10 protein-coding genes are annotated in these 16,304 nt (G+C 68.9%); 9 read left to right on the plus strand and 1 reads right to left on the minus strand.

Going from position 1 to position 16,304, the window contains the following annotated elements; genetic code table 11:
* Positions 1-65: 65 nt before the first annotated feature.
* Together AX690_RS09665 and AX690_RS09670 are read left to right on the plus strand one after the other, a co-directional pair.
* Entirely contained in the window at positions 66-3,242 is a 3,177-nt protein-coding gene (locus tag AX690_RS09665; protein ID WP_066730337.1) for an efflux RND transporter permease subunit, read from the plus strand.
* A complete protein-coding gene (locus AX690_RS09670; RefSeq protein WP_066730338.1) occupies positions 3,242-4,651 on the plus strand; it encodes an efflux transporter outer membrane subunit in 1,410 nt (469 codons plus the stop codon). The genes AX690_RS09665 and AX690_RS09670 overlap by 1 nt, the downstream gene beginning before the upstream one ends.
* Here the strand turns inward: AX690_RS09670 and AX690_RS09675 are convergent, their stop codons facing one another.
* On the minus strand, positions 4,652-5,479 hold the full coding sequence (locus AX690_RS09675) for a LytTR family DNA-binding domain-containing protein (protein WP_197426825.1): 828 nt from the start codon (positions 5,477-5,479) through the stop codon (positions 4,652-4,654).
* 62 nt (positions 5,480-5,541) lie between these two features.
* Between AX690_RS09675 and AX690_RS09680 the strand changes: the two genes are divergently transcribed.
* The 7 genes from AX690_RS09680 (at position 5,542) to AX690_RS09710 (ending at position 16,131) form a co-directional block, all read left to right on the plus strand.
* Positions 5,542-6,102 (plus strand): DUF2306 domain-containing protein, encoded by a 561-nt coding sequence (locus tag AX690_RS09680; protein WP_066730340.1) that lies wholly within the window; start codon positions 5,542-5,544, stop codon positions 6,100-6,102.
* Positions 6,103-6,143: 41 nt separating this feature from the next.
* A complete protein-coding gene (locus AX690_RS09685) occupies positions 6,144-6,584 on the plus strand; it encodes a DUF2141 domain-containing protein (RefSeq protein ID WP_066730341.1) in 441 nt (146 codons plus the stop codon).
* A 13-nt stretch (positions 6,585-6,597) separates the two neighbouring features.
* Positions 6,598-8,061 carry a carotenoid oxygenase family protein gene (locus tag AX690_RS09690; RefSeq protein WP_066730342.1) on the plus strand — a complete coding sequence of 488 codons (1,464 nt, stop codon included), beginning with the start codon at positions 6,598-6,600 and terminating at the stop codon, positions 8,059-8,061.
* A gap of 77 nt (positions 8,062-8,138) precedes the next feature.
* Complete coding sequence (locus AX690_RS09695) at positions 8,139-8,849, plus strand: TetR/AcrR family transcriptional regulator (RefSeq protein WP_197426826.1); 711 nt, start codon at positions 8,139-8,141, stop codon at positions 8,847-8,849.
* A 180-nt stretch (positions 8,850-9,029) separates the two neighbouring features.
* A complete protein-coding gene (locus AX690_RS09700) occupies positions 9,030-11,273 on the plus strand; it encodes a TonB-dependent receptor (protein WP_066730344.1) in 2,244 nt (747 codons plus the stop codon).
* A gap of 86 nt (positions 11,274-11,359) precedes the next feature.
* Positions 11,360-12,682, plus strand: a complete 1,323-nt coding sequence (locus AX690_RS09705) for an MFS transporter (RefSeq protein WP_066730345.1) — start codon at positions 11,360-11,362, stop codon at positions 12,680-12,682.
* An 86-nt stretch (positions 12,683-12,768) separates the two neighbouring features.
* Positions 12,769-16,131 (plus strand): glycosyltransferase, encoded by a 3,363-nt coding sequence (locus AX690_RS09710; protein ID WP_082769594.1) that lies wholly within the window; start codon positions 12,769-12,771, stop codon positions 16,129-16,131.
* The last annotated feature ends 173 nt before the right edge of the window (positions 16,132-16,304 follow it).

A 16,304-nucleotide genomic window follows, 5' to 3' on the forward strand; every position in this document is an offset into this window, starting at 1 on the left:
CCCCTGCCCCTCCCCCATCAAGGGGGAGGGGGTCATCAAACACGCTCCTCCCCAGGACGACCCGCATGTCCTTTTCCAAGTTCTTCGTGAACAGGCCCCGCTTCGCGGCGGTGCTGTCCATCATCATCTTCATCGCCGGCCTGGTGTCGCTGCCCCAGCTGCCGATCAGCGAGTATCCGGAAGTGGTGCCGCCGACCGTGGTCGTGCGCGCGGCCTATCCGGGCGCCAACCCGTCCGTCATCGGCCAGACCGTCGCCGCCCCGCTGGAGCAGGCGATCAACGGCGTCGAGGGGATGATCTACCAGTCGTCCCAGTCGGCCGCCGACGGGGCGATGGTGCTGACCGTCACCTTCGCGCTGGGCACCGATCTCGATAAGGCCCAGGTGCAGGTCCAGAACCGCGTCGCCCAGGCCCTGCCGAAGCTCCCTCAGGAAGTGCAGCGCATCGGCGTCACGACGGACAAGGCCTCGCCCGACCTGACCCTGGTCGTGCACATGATCTCGCCGAACAACCGCTACGACATGCTGTACCTCAGCAATTACGCGCAGCTGAACGTGCGTGATCGGCTGAAGCGGATCGACGGCGTCGGCGACGTGCAGATCTTCGGCGCGGGCGCGTACTCGATGCGCGTCTGGCTGGATCCCGAGAAGCTGGCCGCCCTGTCGATGACCGCCGGCGACGTCGTGCGGGCCCTGCGCGAGCAGAACGTCCAGGTGGCCGCCGGCCAGCTGGGCGCGCCGCCCAACGCGGGCTCCGGCGCCGACTTTCAGCTGTCGATCAACGCCCCCGGCCGCCTGACCGACGAGGAGCAGTTCCGAGACGTCATCATCCGCTCGGGCGAGGATGGCCAGATCACCCGCCTGGGCGACGTCGCCCGCGTGGAGCTGGGCGCCAACAACTACGCCCTGCGCAGCTTGCTCGACAACAAGTCGGCCGTCGCCATGCCGATCTTCCAGCGCCCCGGCTCCAACGCCCTGCAGATGGCGGCCGAGGTCAAGAAGACCATGAAGGAGCTCAAGAAGGAGTTCCCCGAAGGCGTCGACTACGAGATCATCTACGACACCACGGCCTTCGTGCAGGAGAGCATCGACTCGGTGGTCCACACCCTGATCGAGGCGATCATCCTGGTCGTCATCGTGGTGGTCATCTTCCTGCAGGGCTGGCGCGCCTCGGTGATCCCGCTGATCGCCGTGCCCGTCAGTTTGATCGGCACCTTCGCCGTCATGCTGATGCTGGGCTTCGGCCTCAACGCGCTCACCCTGTTCGGCCTGGTGCTGGCCATCGGCATCGTCGTCGACGACGCCATCGTGGTGGTCGAGAACGTCGAGCGGAACATCTCGCTGGGGCTGGCCCCCGCCGACGCGACCCGAAAAGCCATGAGCGAGGTGACGGGGCCGATCATCTCCACGGCCCTGGTGCTGTGCGCGGTGTTCATTCCGACCGCCTTCATTAGCGGGCTCTCCGGCCAGTTCTACCGCCAGTTCGCCCTGACCATCGCCATCTCGACGGTGATCTCGGCCATCAACTCCCTGACCCTGTCGCCGGCCCTGGCCGCGGTGCTCCTGAAGTCGCATGACGCGCCCAAGGACCGCTTCCAGAAGCTGATCGACCGGGCCCTGGGCTGGCTGTTCAATCCCTTCAACCGCTTCTTCGCCAAGGCCTCCAACGGCTATGTCAACGGCGTCGCCAAGACCCTGGGCCGCTCGACCGCGGGTCTCGTCGTCTACGGCGTGCTGCTGGCCCTGACGGTCTTCGCCTTCGCCAAGACCCCGACCGGCTTCGTGCCGCAGCAGGACAAGGCCTATGTGGTCGCGGTCGTGCAGCTGCCCGACGCCGCCTCGCTGGACCGCACCGAAGCGGTGATCCGTCAGATGGGCGAGATCGCCAACACCGTGCCGGGCGTGAAGCACTCGGTGGCCTTCCCCGGCCTGTCGGTGAACGGCCTGATCAACAGTCCCAACTCCGGGGCGGTGTTCTATCCGCTGGACGACTTCAAGGACCGTCGTGACCGCGACAAGCAGGCCGGCGCCATCGTGGCGGCCCTGAACCAGAAGTTCGGCGCCATCCCCGACGCCCAGATCGCCGTCTTCCCGCCCCCGTCCGTCCAGGGCCTGGGCACCATCGGCGGCTTCCGGATGCAGATCGTCGACAAGGCGGGCCTGGGTCCGGACGAGCTGAACAAGGCCACCCAGAACCTGATGGACAAGGCGCGGCAGGACCCGGCCCTGGCGGGGATCTTCTCCAGCTACCAGGTCAGCGTTCCGAAGATTCAGGCCGACATCGATCGCGAGAAGGCCCGGGCCCAGGGCGTGTCCCTGACCGACCTCTTCGAGACCATGCAGGTCTATCTGGGCTCGCTGTACGTCAACGACTTCAACCGCTTCGGGCGGACCTACGAGGTCAACGTGCAGGCCGACCAGCGCTTCCGCCTGCAGCCCGAGCAGATGCTGCGCCTGCAGACCCGCAACGGCGACGGCCAGATGATCCCGCTGGGCGCCTTCGTCAGCTTCCACGAGACCACCGGTCCCGACCGCGAGAGCCATTACAACGGCATGCTGACCGCCGAGATCAACGGCGGCCCGGCGCCCGGCTACTCGACCGGCCAGGCCCAGAAGGCGCTGGAGGATCTGGCCAAGAAGGAGCTGCCCAACGGCATGGGCTACGAGTGGACCGAGCTGACCTACCAGCAGATCCTGGCGGGCAACACGGCGGTCTTCATCTTCCCGCTCTGCGTGCTGCTGGCCTTCCTGGTGCTGGTCGCCCAGTACGAGAGCTGGAGCCTGCCGCTGGTGGTGATCCTGATCGTCCCGATGACCCTGCTGTCGGCCTTGGCCGGCGTGTGGATCAGCCAGGGCGACAACAACATCTTCACCCAGATCGGCCTGATCGTGCTGGTGGGCCTGGCCTGCAAGAACGCCATCCTGATCGTGGAGTTCGCCAAGGAGCGCGAGGAGCACGGCGACAGCCCGCTCCAGGCGGTCCTGGAGGCCTGCCGCCTGCGCCTGCGGCCGATCCTGATGACCTCGATCGCCTTCATCATGGGGGTCTACCCCCTGGTGGTGTCGCACGGGGCCGGGTCGGAGATGCGCCGCGCCATGGGCGTGGCGGTGTTCTCCGGCATGCTGGGCGTGACGGTCTTCGGCCTGATCCTGACCCCGATCTTCTACTACGTCATCCGTCGCTTCACGGCCCGCAAGGCCGCGGCGAAGACGGAGCTGACCTCGCCCGTGGAGGCGCACTGATGTCTGTCTTCAAGCAAACCCTGCGCGCCGCGCTGATCGCCGGCGTCGCCCTAACCGCCGCCGCCTGCGCGGTCGGTCCGAACTACAAGACGCCGGCGACCCCGCCGGCGGCCTTCCAGAACGCCGACCCGGCCGTGTTCACCGCCGCCAATCCCGAGGCTCAGTGGTGGAAGGCGTTCGGCGACCCTGTGCTGGACCAGCTGGTCGGCCAGGCGCTCGGCGCGAACCTCGACCTCAGGATCGCCCTGGCGCGCGTCGCCGAGGCCCGGGCCCTGTTCACCGAGCAGAAGCTGGACCTGGCCCCGCACGTCACCGCCGACGGGACCTATGCCAAGAGCAAGCAGCAGCAGCCGGGCCTGACCACCGACCGCGTCGAGAGCCAGACCTACCAGGCGGGCTTCGACGCCCGCTGGGAGATCGACCTGTTCGGCCGCGTCCGGCGCGGTGTCGAGGCGGCCGGCGCCGAAGCGGGAGCGACCCAGGCCGACCTGCGCGACGCCCAGGTGACCGTCGCCGCGGAAGTTGCTCGAAGTTATCTCGAGCTGCGCGGCGCCCAGGCCCGCCTCAAGGTCGCCAACCGCAACCTCGAGACCCAGCGCGAGACGCTGCGCCTGACCAAGGTGCGGTTCGACGCCGGGGCGGGAAGTCCGATCGACGTCGCCTCGGCCCAGGCGCGTCTCAACGCGACTGAGTCGGCGATCCCGGGCCTGATCACCGCCGCCACCCGCGCCAACTATCGGCTGGCGGTCCTGACCGGCCAACGGCCCGGCGCGCTGGACGCCCTGCTGGCCCCGCGCCAGGACGATACGCCGCCGCTGGTCGCGGCCCTGCCGATCGGCGAGGCGGGCCAGTTCCTGCGCCGTCGTCCTGATGTGCAAGCAGCCGAGCGTCGCCTGGCGGCCTCGACCGCGCGGGTGGGGGTGGCGACCGCCGACCTCTTCCCGCGCGTGTCGGTGACCGGCTTCGTCGGCTTCCTGTCGGGGACGTCGACGGGCTTCGGAAACAGCGCCAGCCAGGCCTGGTCGGTCGCGCCGACGGTCAGCTGGCTGGCGCTGGACCTGGGCAGCGCCCATGCCCGTCTGCGGGCGTCGCGGGCTCGCGATGACGCCGCGCTGGCGGCCTATGACAAGGCCGTGCTGCTCGCGCTCGAAGACCTGGAAAACGCCCTGGTCGCCTATCGCCAGCAGCAGGCCCAGCTGAAGAGCCTGGCCGACCAGGCCGCCGCCTCGCGCCGCGCGGCCGAGCTGGCGCGCATCCAGTACCGCGAGGGCGGCATCGACTTCCTCGTCTTGCTCGACGCCGAGCGCACCCTGCTGGCCGCCGAGGACGCCCTCACCGTCGCCGAGACCGGCGTCAACACCGACGTCGTGGCGATCTACAAGGCGCTGGGCGGCGGCTGGACGAGCTGATCAGAACCAGCCCGCCTCGCGCAGAGCCCTGGCGTAGGCGCGGCTGACCGGCGCCTCGACGCCGCCTTTCAGGGAGAGGACCGCCCGGCCGTCGCCGCGCCGGGCGTCCTCGACCGCCGCCTTGGCCACCCACCACGAGCGGTGGGTCTGGGCGCCCTCGATGCCTTCCAGTTCAGCGATCGCGTCCGACAGCCGCATCAGGATCAGGTCCTGGCCGCGCGAGGTGTGCAGGCGCAAATAGTGATCCTCGGCCTCGACGGCGTGCAGCTCGGCCCCGCGCAGCTTCGGCGGCAGGCGGTCGAGAAAGCGCGGCGCGGGCGCGCCGGTCGGAGCCGCGTGGGTCTCGATTGGTCGGCGCTGGACCAGGAAGTTCAGGGCGGTCATGGCCGCCGTGACGATCAGCACCGGCAAAAGGTAGCGCGGCAAGGTCTCGAACCGCAGGCCACGGGCGAACAGCACCTCGCTGACGAACCAGACCACGCCCGTGAACGGCAGGGTGATCAGGACCACCGTCATCACGCCATAGAGCCAAGGGTGGTTGTCGGCCCGACCCTCGCGGCCGATCAGTTGGGTGACGCCCGTGCCGACGACCGCGCCGGCCAGGCACAGGCCGACCCAGTAGGCCAGGCGCGTCAACATGGGCACGTGGTGCGAGCCCAGCGCGCCGATCAGCGCCAGGAATACGCCGGCCCCGCCCGACACCAGATAGCCCCGCGCCGCCTCGGGTCCGAACAGCGCCGTTCGCGAAGCGTGAATGGCGTCGGCCAGCCGCTCACGAAGCGAGGGCGGCGATTGGCGCAAAGACGATTGAGACACGAGGTCGCCCACTCCAACACCCAGGTCGACGGCGAGGCGATCGGTCGCCCCGCTCGAACCGGGAGTGAAGGAAGATGGATGCGAAGGCCAAGTCAATCGGTCGCCTGATGATGCGCGACGACGCCCTGCGGAACGCGATCCTCGGCGTGGTGCTGGCGGTCCTGATCGTCGTGGTCGCCGGACCGAAGATGTTCACCGGCATGGGCGCCTTCTTGGTCGAACGGGGCGTCCATCCCCACGCGCCGAACCTGTCGCTGCTGGCGGCCCAGCCGCTGGCGATCAAGCTCCACCTGACCGCCGCCGTGACCGCCCTGCTGATCGGCGTCGCCCTGATGATGCGCGTGAAGGGAACCGGCCTGCACAAGGCGCTGGGCTGGACCTGGGTGATCGCCATGGGCGTCACCGCGGTCAGCTCGCTGTTCATCCGCCAGCTGAACCACGGCCACTTCAGCTTCATCCACCTGCTGTCCGGCTGGACGATCGTCGGCCTGCCTGGCGCGGTCTACGCGATCAAGCGCGGCAAGGTCGCGGCGCACCGCAAGGCCATGACCGGCATGTTCGTCGGCGGCCTGCTGCTGGCCGGCCTGTTCGCCTTCATCCCGGGCCGTCTGCTCTGGGCCCTGTTCCTGGGCTGAGCCGGTCCTTTCCCCGACACATCGAAACAAGGAGCCTCGACATGACCCTCTCCGAGACCTTGCTCGCCGGCCTGGCCTTCGCCGCCCTGGCGCTCGCCCCGGCCGCCCGCGCCCAGGAGGCGTTCGGCGACCTGACCCTCTCCTTCCCCGGTCTCGCGACCAAGTCCGGCACGGTGATGATCGCGGTCTATGACAGCGCCCAGGGCTGGGCCGCGGGCAAGGCCGTGCGGGTCGCCGTGGCCTCGGCCTCGGACGCCGAGCCCAGCGCCAAGATCCCCGCCCTGCCGGTCGGGACCTATGCCGTCCGCGTGTTCCAGGACATCGATGGCGACGGCAAGATGAGCAAGAACCCCTTTGGCCTGCCGACCGAACCCTACGGCTTCTCGCGCGACGCGATGGGCGCCATGGGCCCGCCGACCTTCGATGACGCCGCCTTCCAGGTGAAGGCCGGCGCCAACGCCCAAGCGCTGCGCCTGAAGTAGGGGGGAGGGGACCATGAACCGACGCGACATCCTGCGCGGCGCGGCCCTGATGGGCGGGGCCGCCCTGCTGACCCCCGAGGCGGTCTGGGCCGCCGCGGCCAACGCCGCGGCCGGCGATTGGGCTCTAGGCTTGGCCGACGTCGAGCGCGACGTCGCGCCGACCGCCCTGACGCGGCTGCACGGCCGCGCGCCGGCCGAGCTGAAGGGGACCCTGTTCCGCAACGGTCCGGCCAAGTTCCGCCGGCCGGGCGGCTCGGTCGGCCACTGGTTCGACGGCGACGGCATGGTCCGCAAGTTCCAGATCGCCAATGGCGAGGCGCGCATGGCCGCCCGGTTCGTCGACACGGTCAAGCGCCGCAACGACACGGCCGCCAACGCCGTGATCACGCCAGGCTACGGCGCCGCCCCGGGACCGGGCGCGCGCCTGACCGGGCCCGACGACGCCAACGCCGCCAACACCTCGGTGATCATGGCCGGCGGCGAGCTCTGGGCCCTGTGGGAGGGCGGCTCGCCCACCGCGCTCGACCCGGCCAGCCTGGAGACGCGCGGCTTCAAGACCCTGCGCCCGGATCTCAAGGGCATGCCGTTCCTGGCCCACCCGCGCGTCCAGCCGGATGGGACGATCTGGAACCTTGGCCTTTCGGGCCGCCGCGCCATTGTCTGGAAGCTCGCCCCCGACGGCGCGCTCCAGAAGGCCGAGATGATCGACCTGCCGCGCGCCAGCTACATGCACGACTTCACGGCCACCGCGCGCCATCTCGTCATCCTGTTGCAGCCGTGGGTGGTCGAGCGCTTCCGCATGCCGATCGCCACGGCCATGGCCTGGAAGCCGGAGCTGGGGACCCAGGTGCTGGTCATCGACAAGGACGATCTGTCCCAGCGTCGCGTGTTCGAGCTGCCGCCGTTCTTCTTCTTCCACCTGGGCGACGCCTGGGAGGAGCGCGACGGGACCATCCGCTTCGACGCCTGTCTCGACGAGAACCCATTCGGGACCGCCCAGAACGCGGGCGTGTTTCTGCAAGGCAAGCACCTTCCGGGCCCGCCGCCCCGGCGGGCGTTCATCACCCTGCGCGCCGACGGCCAGGCGGAGCTCGCCAAGGAAGCGACCACGGCCGAGTTCCCGCGCGGCGATCCCCGCTTCGCCGGCGAGGTTCGTCAGTACTCGGTCCACGTCACCAACGAGCAGCCGGATCGTCCGCTGTTCCAGGGCGTGGCGGTGCGGGACTGGAAGCGTGATCGCGAGCAGATCTACGGCTTTGGGCCGCGCCATATGGTCGAGGAGATGGTCTTCGTCCCGCGCCCGGGCGCCAGCCAGGAACTGGACGGCTGGATCGTCGGAACGACGCTGAACCTGGACGCCAAGGCGACCGAGCTGCACGTCTTCGACGCGCGCCGCGTGGAGCAGGGCCCGATCGCCGCCTGGCGCGCGCCGGTGGCCCTGCCAGTGACCTTCCACGGGGTGTTTGTTCAGGTTTAGAGAACGCCGCTCCCTTGCCAGGCCCGCTGGGTTGCGCCTATCCGGGGACGCAGCGCAACCAAGGCGGGCCCTTCCTCATGACCGCAGCCAAGACTGCACCCAAGTCAGGGGCTCGCCCCGGCGGGCGGGGCCGTCCGTCCAAGGCCAAGGGCCTGGACCTGAAGGAGACGATCCTCGACGCGGCCGAGGGGCTGTTCGCGCGCCATGGCTTTTATGGCGTCACGACCCGTCAGGTGGCGGCCGAGGCGGGCGTCGACACCGCCCTGATCCACTACTATTTCGGCGCCAAGCGCGAGCTGTTCGACGCGGTGTTCCTGCGCCGGGCCGAGATCCTGAACCAGGCCCGCGAGGCGTCAATGGACGCCTATCTGCGAGACCATGGCGGCGCCATGACGGTGGAGGGCGTGATCGAGGCCTTCATCGACCCGCTGCTGCGCATCTCGCAGGACGGCGGCCCCGGCTGGAAGAGCTACTTCGCCCTGGTGGCCCAGGTGAACAACACCCCGGCCTGGGGCGGCGAGACCATGACCCGCTTCTTCGATCCCGTGGTCCACCGGCTGGTCGAGACGCTGAAGAGCGTGCGGCCCCAGGCCGAGTACCGCGATCTTTACTGGTGCTACCAGTTCCTGACCGGCTCGATGATGCTGGCCCTGTCCGAGACCGGACGGATCGACTCGCTGTCGGAAGGCGAATGCCACTCCAGCGACCTGGAGGCGGTGCGGGCCCGACTGTTCGCCTATTGCGCCGCCGGCTTCGAGGCGGTGATCGCCAAGGCTGGCGCGGCCTAGTCTGTCTTCGGAACAACACCCTTCGTCTATTTTCATCACCTGGTGAAAAAGGGCTGGCGCATGGCGCCGGTTCGGGTGATGGTGTCGGCAATTCGCTGTTCGATGAATTGGCGAAACTCCCGAGCGCGCGTCCGCGAAGACGGACCGACCGGGACGGGCGGAAACGAGGGAGGGAAACCCATGACTTCGATGTGGAAGGCCGCATTGCTGGCCGGCGCGGCGTGGAGCGCCGTTTCGGGCTCGGCTTGGGCGCAGCAGGCTCCGGCCGCCGACGACAGCGTCGGCGTCGAACAGGTGGTCGTGACCGCCCGCCGGCGCGAGGAAAATCTCAAGGACGTGCCGGTCGCGGTCTCGGCCTTCTCGGCCGACAAGCTGGAACGCGCGGGCGGGACCGACATCACCGTCCTGCAGCAGACGACGCCGAACATCACGGTGCAGACGGCGCGCGGCTCGAACTCCACCCTGATCAGCTATATCCGCGGCGTGGGTCAGCAGGATCCGCTGTGGGGCTATGAGCCCGGCGTCGGCCTGTATGTCGACGACGTCTACATCTACCGCCCGCAGGGCGCGGTGCTGGACATCTTCGATATCGAGCGCATCGAAGTGCTGCGCGGTCCGCAAGGCACGCTTTACGGCCGCAACACCATCGGCGGCGCGATCAAATACGTCACCAAGCGCTTGGGCGACGAGGCCGGCGCCAAGGTCAAGGCGACCTACGGCAGCTATAACCAGACCGACGTGCTGGTCACGGCCCAGACCCCGATCGCCGACACCGGCCTGTCGGTCGGCGCCGCCTATGCGCTCTACAAGCGCGACGGCTACGGCAAGAACCTGACGACCGGCGCGGACCATTACGACAAGGACGTCCACGCCTATCGCCTGAGCGCCGAGTACAAGCCGACCGAGGACCTGTTCTTCCGCCTGGCCTATGACCGGGTCGAGGACAACTCCAATCCCCGCCACGGTCGTCGCGAGCTGCCCTCGCTGACGGGCGGCTATCAGGTGCTGGACGTCTATGACACCCAGGCGGGCCTGGGCGACAAGAACCACGTCCTGACCAAGGGCGTGTCGCTGACCGGCCAGTGGAACGTCACCGACAAGGTCACGCTGAAGTCGATCACCGCCAATCGTCGCGGCCACACCGACACCCTGATCGACTTCGACGGCACCCCGCTGCCGACCCTGGACGTGCCGGCCACCTATGACGACCGGTCGTTCTCGCAGGAACTGCAGGCCGTCTACGCGGACGACAATGTCCAGGGGGTCTTCGGCCTCTACTACATGAACAGCCAGGCCTCGGGCGAGTTCGATACGATCGCCGGCAATCTCGGCGTGTCGATCGCCGACGGCGGCAAGGTCAGCACCCAGAGCTTCGCGGCCTTCTTCGACTTCAGCGCCAATCTGACCGACCGGCTGAAGGTGTCGCTGGGCGCCCGCGCCACCCGCGACGCCAAGCGCGCCAACGTCTTCCGCCTGTTCTATCTCGGCGCGACGCCCTCGCCCTATCAGGGCGGCGCCCCGCGTCCGATCCTGCAGACGCGCACCAACTACAGCGCCGACAAGACTTTCGAGCAGTTCACCCCGCGCATTTCGGTCTCGTACGAGCTGAACGACGACCTGACGACCTACGCCTCGTTCTCCAAGGGCTACAAGTCGGGCGGCTGGGACATGCGCGGCGACGCCTTCATCACCCCGCAGACCGTCAACGGCTACAAGCCCGAGGTCGTGAAGACCTACGAGGCCGGCCTGAAGGGCTTCGCGCTGGAGCGCCGGGTGTCGTTCTCGTCGGCGGTCTTCCTGTCGAAGTACACCGACCAGCAGGTCACGACCCAGGTCGTGGTGCCGTCGGGCATCGCCAGCTCGGTCGACAACGCCGGCGCCTCGACGCTGTACGGCGCCGAGTTCGAGGCGAACGCCAAGCTGAGCCGCAGCCTCTCGGCCAATGTCGCCCTGGGCTACATCCACGCCAAGTACGACACCTTCAGCCGCTTCGTGCCGGCTGGGGCGCCGAACCCGCTGAACCCGTCGCAGACCCTGGCCACCGGTCAGGTGATCAACGTCGCCGACCTCTACGGCTTCCAGAACACCCCCAAGTGGACGGGCAATGTCAGCCTGACCTGGCGCGGCGAGCTGGCGGGCGGGGACCTCGCGATCACGCCGATGGTCAGCTATCGCGACAAGTACCAGCAGTTCGAGCAGCCTCTGCCGGCCCTGGACCAGAAGGCCTTCACCCTGGTCGACCTGACCGCGATCTGGACCGCGCCGGGCGGCAAGTACAAGCTGGCCCTGACCGGCAAGAACCTGACCGACGAGCGCTATCGCACCGGCGGCTACAACTTCGCCGGGGCCACCTACAACAACTCGGTGATCGGCTTCTACGGCCCGCCGCGCACCATCGCCGGCTCGATCGAGGTGGCGTTCTAATCCTCTAGGCGAAAGCTGGGGCGGGGCTTGCTGCAACAAGCCCCGCCCGTTTTTTATGTAACCAGTGGCGTGAGCGGGGACGGGCGATGAGCGGAAATGGGAATGAGACGCCGGAGAAGGCGTCGGGATATCGCTATGTCGTCCTGGCCATGCTGGTGCTGGCCTACACCTTCAATTTCCTGGACCGGCAGATCCTTGGCATCCTGGCCAAGCCGATCAAGGACGAGTTCGGCCTGACCGACGCCCAGTTCGGCCTGATGGGCGGCCTGGCCTTCGCCCTGCTGTACACGACCCTGGCCATCCCGATCGCCTGGCTGGCCGACCGCTTCAGCCGGGTCTGGATCATGACGGCGGCCCTGACCCTGTGGAGCGGCTTCACGGCGCTGTGCGGCGTGGTCGGAAGCTTCAGCCACCTGTTCCTGGCCCGGATGGGCGTGGGGATCGGCGAGGCGGGCGGCGTCGCGCCGGCCTATTCTCTGATCTCGGACTATTTCCCCAAGCATCAACGCGCCCGGGCCCTGGCGGCCTACGCGTTTGGCATTCCGCTGGGCACGGCGGCGGGCACCCTGGTCGGCGGGCTGCTGGCGGTCCACTACGGCTGGCGGACGGCTTTCATCGTCGTGGGTCTGCTGGGCGTGCTGCTGGCGCCGGTGTTCCGCCTGATCGTCCGCGATCCGCCGCGCGGCGGCGCCGACCGCGCGCCCGGCGAGCCGCCCCCCGCTCCCGCGCCGGCCGCGCCGCTGGGCCAGGTCGCGCGCCTACTGGCGGCCAAGCCCAGCTTCTGGCTGCTCTCTCTGGGCGCGGCCTCGTCGTCGGTCTGCGGCTACGGCGTCGCGGCCTGGCTGCCGTCGTTCTTCATGCGCAGCCTGGGTCTGACCCTGGCGCAGACCGCCTGGTACTATTCGGGCATCGCCTTCCTGGGCGGCGTGGTCGGCATCTGGCTGGGCGGCGTCATGGCCGACAAGCTCGGCGCCAAGTCCAAGGCGGGCTATCCGCTGACCCCGGCCGTGGCGTTCCTGATCTCGGTGCCGTGCTTCCTGCTGGCGATGAACAGCGGCGCGCTGGTCGGCGGTCTTGGCCCGCAAGCCGCTCTGACGGTCGCCTTCTTGATCTTCCTGATCCCGACCGGCCTGAACCTGACTTGGCTGGGCCCCATCACCGCGGCGGTGCAGCACCTGGCGCCGGCGCCGATGCGCACGACCGCCTCGGCCCTGTTCCTGCTGATCAACAACCTGCTCGGCATCGCCGTCGGGCTCTACTATTTCGGCAAGGTCTCGGACGTGCTCAAGCCCGTCTTCGGCGCGGAGTCGCTGCGCTGGGCGATCTATACCGGGATGGGCTTCTATCTGCTGGCGGCGCTGCTGTTCTTCCTGGCCTCGCGCCGCCTGGAACGCGACTGGGTCGACTAAGGGGCGGCGGAAGGCCGCAAGGTCCCAACCGCCACGCTTCGGACAATTTCAGGTATCAAGCCCGCGACAAATCGTGAGCGACCTGAATGACACCCGAAGACCGCCACATCTTTCACGACCCCACGGGCAAGCGTGAACGACGGGCAAAGCTGATCCTCGGGATCGTCATTTCGCTGATCGCCGCGCTGGTGGCGGGCTTCGTGGCGACCCTGGCCTTCGCGCCGCGCCTTCCGGACGCGCCGCTCAAGGACCCCCGCGCCCTGACCGCCCTGCACCAGGAGACCCCGCGCAAGACCAAGCCGGTCACCGCCTGGAAGCGCGTTCCGCGCCCCAAGACCGCGCCCAACGGCGCCGCGGCGCGGCCGCTTTCGGTCGGCTTCTATGTCGACTGGGACCAGGACAGCCGCGAGTCCCTGCGCCGCAACATCGACAAGCTGGACGTGGTCTCGCCGCAGTGGGTCGCGATCAAGGGCGCCGGCGGCGACATCACCGTCACCGACGATCCGGAAGGCGCCGCGCGGATCGCTAACGCGCCCAACCACCCGGCCGTCCTGCCCCTGGTGCACAACTCGGCCAACGCCGCCTTCAACGGACCGCTGGGCGACGCCCTGCTGAGCGACCCCAAGGCTCGGACCAAGCTGATCGCCAACCTCAAGGACCTGGCCGCCCAGCGCGGCTACGGCGGCTATGTCTTCGACTTCGAGGCGCTGTCGGAAAAGGGCTTGGCCGCCTATCCGAAGTTCCTGGCCGAGGCCCGCGCCGCCTTGCAGCCCGCCGGCCGCGAGGTCTGGGTCGCCGCGCCCTACGACGCGCAAGGATGGCCGCTGAAGCGCTTGGCGCAGGCCTCCGACACCGTAGTGCTGATGGCCTATGACCAGCACTACGCCGGAGGAGACCCAGGCCCCAACGCCGGCCAGGACTGGTATCAGGCCGAGCTCGCCAAGCGCTTCTCAGAGCTTGACCCGGCGCGCACGGTGCTGGCCTTGGCCGCCTACGGCTACGACTGGACGCTGGACAAGCAGGGCCGCCCGGCGTCGGGCGCGCCGGCGACCTTCCACGAGGCCATGCGCAACGCCCAGGACGCCGGGGCGGCGATCCGGATGGACCCGGAGGTGCTGAACCCGACCTACGCGTACACCGACGACAACGGCGACGATCACGTCGTCTGGTTCATGGACGCCGTCACCCTGTTCAACGAGGTCAAGGTCTCCGACCCCTGGAAGCCGCGCGGCTATGCGCTCTGGCGGATGGGCATGGAGGATCCGGGCGTCTGGTCGCTGCTGGGCAAGCCGTATGGCCAGATCTCGTCGGCCGGCCTGCTCACGCTGGCCAACGGCCAAGGGGTGGACTTCGACGGTGGGGGCGAGGTGCTGCGGGTCGCGGCGCTGCCGACGCCGGGCAAGCGCAGCCTGCAGGTCGATCCCGCCACGGGCCTGATCTCCAACGAGACCTACGACGTCATCCCAAGCTCCTACGTCATCGAGCGCTACGGCCAGCGCAAGGGCATGGTCGCCCTGACCTTCGACGACGGCCCGGACCAACGCTGGACGCCGAAGATCCTCGACATCCTCAAGGAGAAGCACGCGCCGGCCACCTTCTTCGTGATCGGCCAGAACATGCAGAAGCGGCCCGACATCGTGCAGCGCGAGGTGGCCGAGGGCCACGATGTCGGCGGCCACAGCTGGACCCATCCCAACATCGGCGAGACGCCGCTGCCCCAGGTGCAGGTCGAGCTGAACGCCACTCAGCGCCTGTTCGAGGTGTTGACCGGCCGGTCGATGCGCCTGTTCCGGCCGCCTTACTTCGGCGACGCCGAGCCCTCGACCCCGCACGAGGTCGCGCCGCTCGTGATCGCCCAGACCCTCGGCTACACGACGGTGGGTCTGCGGATCGATCCCGACGACTGGCAAAAGCCCACCCCCCAGCAGATCATCGACCGTACGCTCGACCGCCTGGACAATCCGGGCGATCGGCCGGGCCAGGTGGTGCTGCTGCACGACGCCGGCGGCGATCGCAGCCATACGGTGGAGGCCCTGCCGGGCCTGATCGACGCGATCCGGGCCCGGGGCTACAAGCTGGTCACGGTCGGCGAGCTGGCCGGCATGACGCCCGAGCAGGCGATGCCGCCGACCTCGCGCACGGCGCTGGACCTGGCGATCGATCGCCTGGGCTTCGACTTCTTCCGCTGGACCCAGGCGGGCATGGCCGCCCTGTTCATCCTGGCGATCTTCCTGGGCGTGGCGCGTCTGGTGTTCCTGGCGAGCCTGGCGCTGGTCCATCGCTTCTGGACTCACGAGGAGCCCGCCGACCTTGATCCCGAGACCGGCCCCCTGGTCAGCGTCCTGATCCCCTGCTTCAACGAGGAGAAGGTGATCGCCGCCTCGGTGGCGCGGATCCTGGAGAGCGACTGGAAGAACCTCGAGGTTATCGTCCTGGACGACGGCTCCAAGGACGGCACGGCCGACGAGGTGCGCAAACACTTCGCCAATGATCCGCGCGTGACGCTGCTGTCGTTCGAGAACGGCGGCAAGGCGCGGGCGGTCAATCGCGGCCTGGCCGTGGCCAAGGGCGAATACGTGGTGGCGCTGGACGCCGACACCCTGTTCCCGCGCGAGACGATCGGCCGTCTGGCCCGCTGGTTCCGGGATCCCGACATCGGGGCGGTGGCCGGCAACGCCATCGTCGGCAACCGAGTCAACATCGTCACCCGCTGGCAGGCTCTGGAGTACGTGACCGCCCAGAACCTGGAGCGGCGCGCTCTGTCGGCGCTCGGGGCGGTCACCGTGGTTCCGGGCGCGGTCGGGGCCTGGCGGAAAAGCGTGCTCGACGCGCTGGGCGGCTATCCGGCCGACACCCTGGCCGAGGACCAGGACCTGACGATCGCCTGCCAACGCGCCGGCTGGAAGGTCGCCTTCGACCCCGAGGCCCGCGCCTATACCGAGGCGCCGGACACGGTCGGCGGCCTGCTCAAGCAGCGCTTCCGCTGGTCGTTCGGCACGCTGCAGTGCGTGTGGAAGCACCGCCGGGCGATGTTCAGCCGCAAGACGCCGGTTCTGGGCTTCGTGGCCCTGCCGCAGATCTGGCTGTTCCAGATCATCCTGGCCGTCGCCGCCCCGCTGGTCGACCTGGCGGTGGTCTGGAGCCTGATCAGCGGTCTTTACGGCGCGTTGGCTCACCCGGTGGAGTGGCGTCCGGACGATATGCTGCTGGGCCTGATCTACTGGGCGATCTTCATCGCCGTGGATCTTTCGGCCGGCGCCCTGGGCATGGCGCTGGAGAAGCGCGCGCCTTGGGCCGACCTGCCGTTCCTGCCCGTCCAGCGCTTCGGCTATCGCCAGCTGATGTACTACGTGGTGGTCAAGTCGGTGGTCATGGCCATCCGTGGCGGCCGCGTCGGCTGGGGCAAGCTGGAGCGGCGGGCGACCGCTTCGGTGGCCTCGGAGGCATGACCCCATGCGTTGTTCGGATGGAAAACGTTGTCATCGCGCGAAAAGGGTGTGACCGGTAACAATTCCGCAACGTCAAGGCTTTCTCTTGCCTGGCCGGGGCAGGGGATGCGCGATGACCTCTCATTGGGGGCGATAAGCGCGCAAGCCTTCACCTTATCGTCCACACGCGGTTG

The organism is Caulobacter sp. CCH9-E1 (assembly GCF_001556515.1).
GTDB lineage: Bacteria > Pseudomonadota > Alphaproteobacteria > Caulobacterales > Caulobacteraceae > Caulobacter.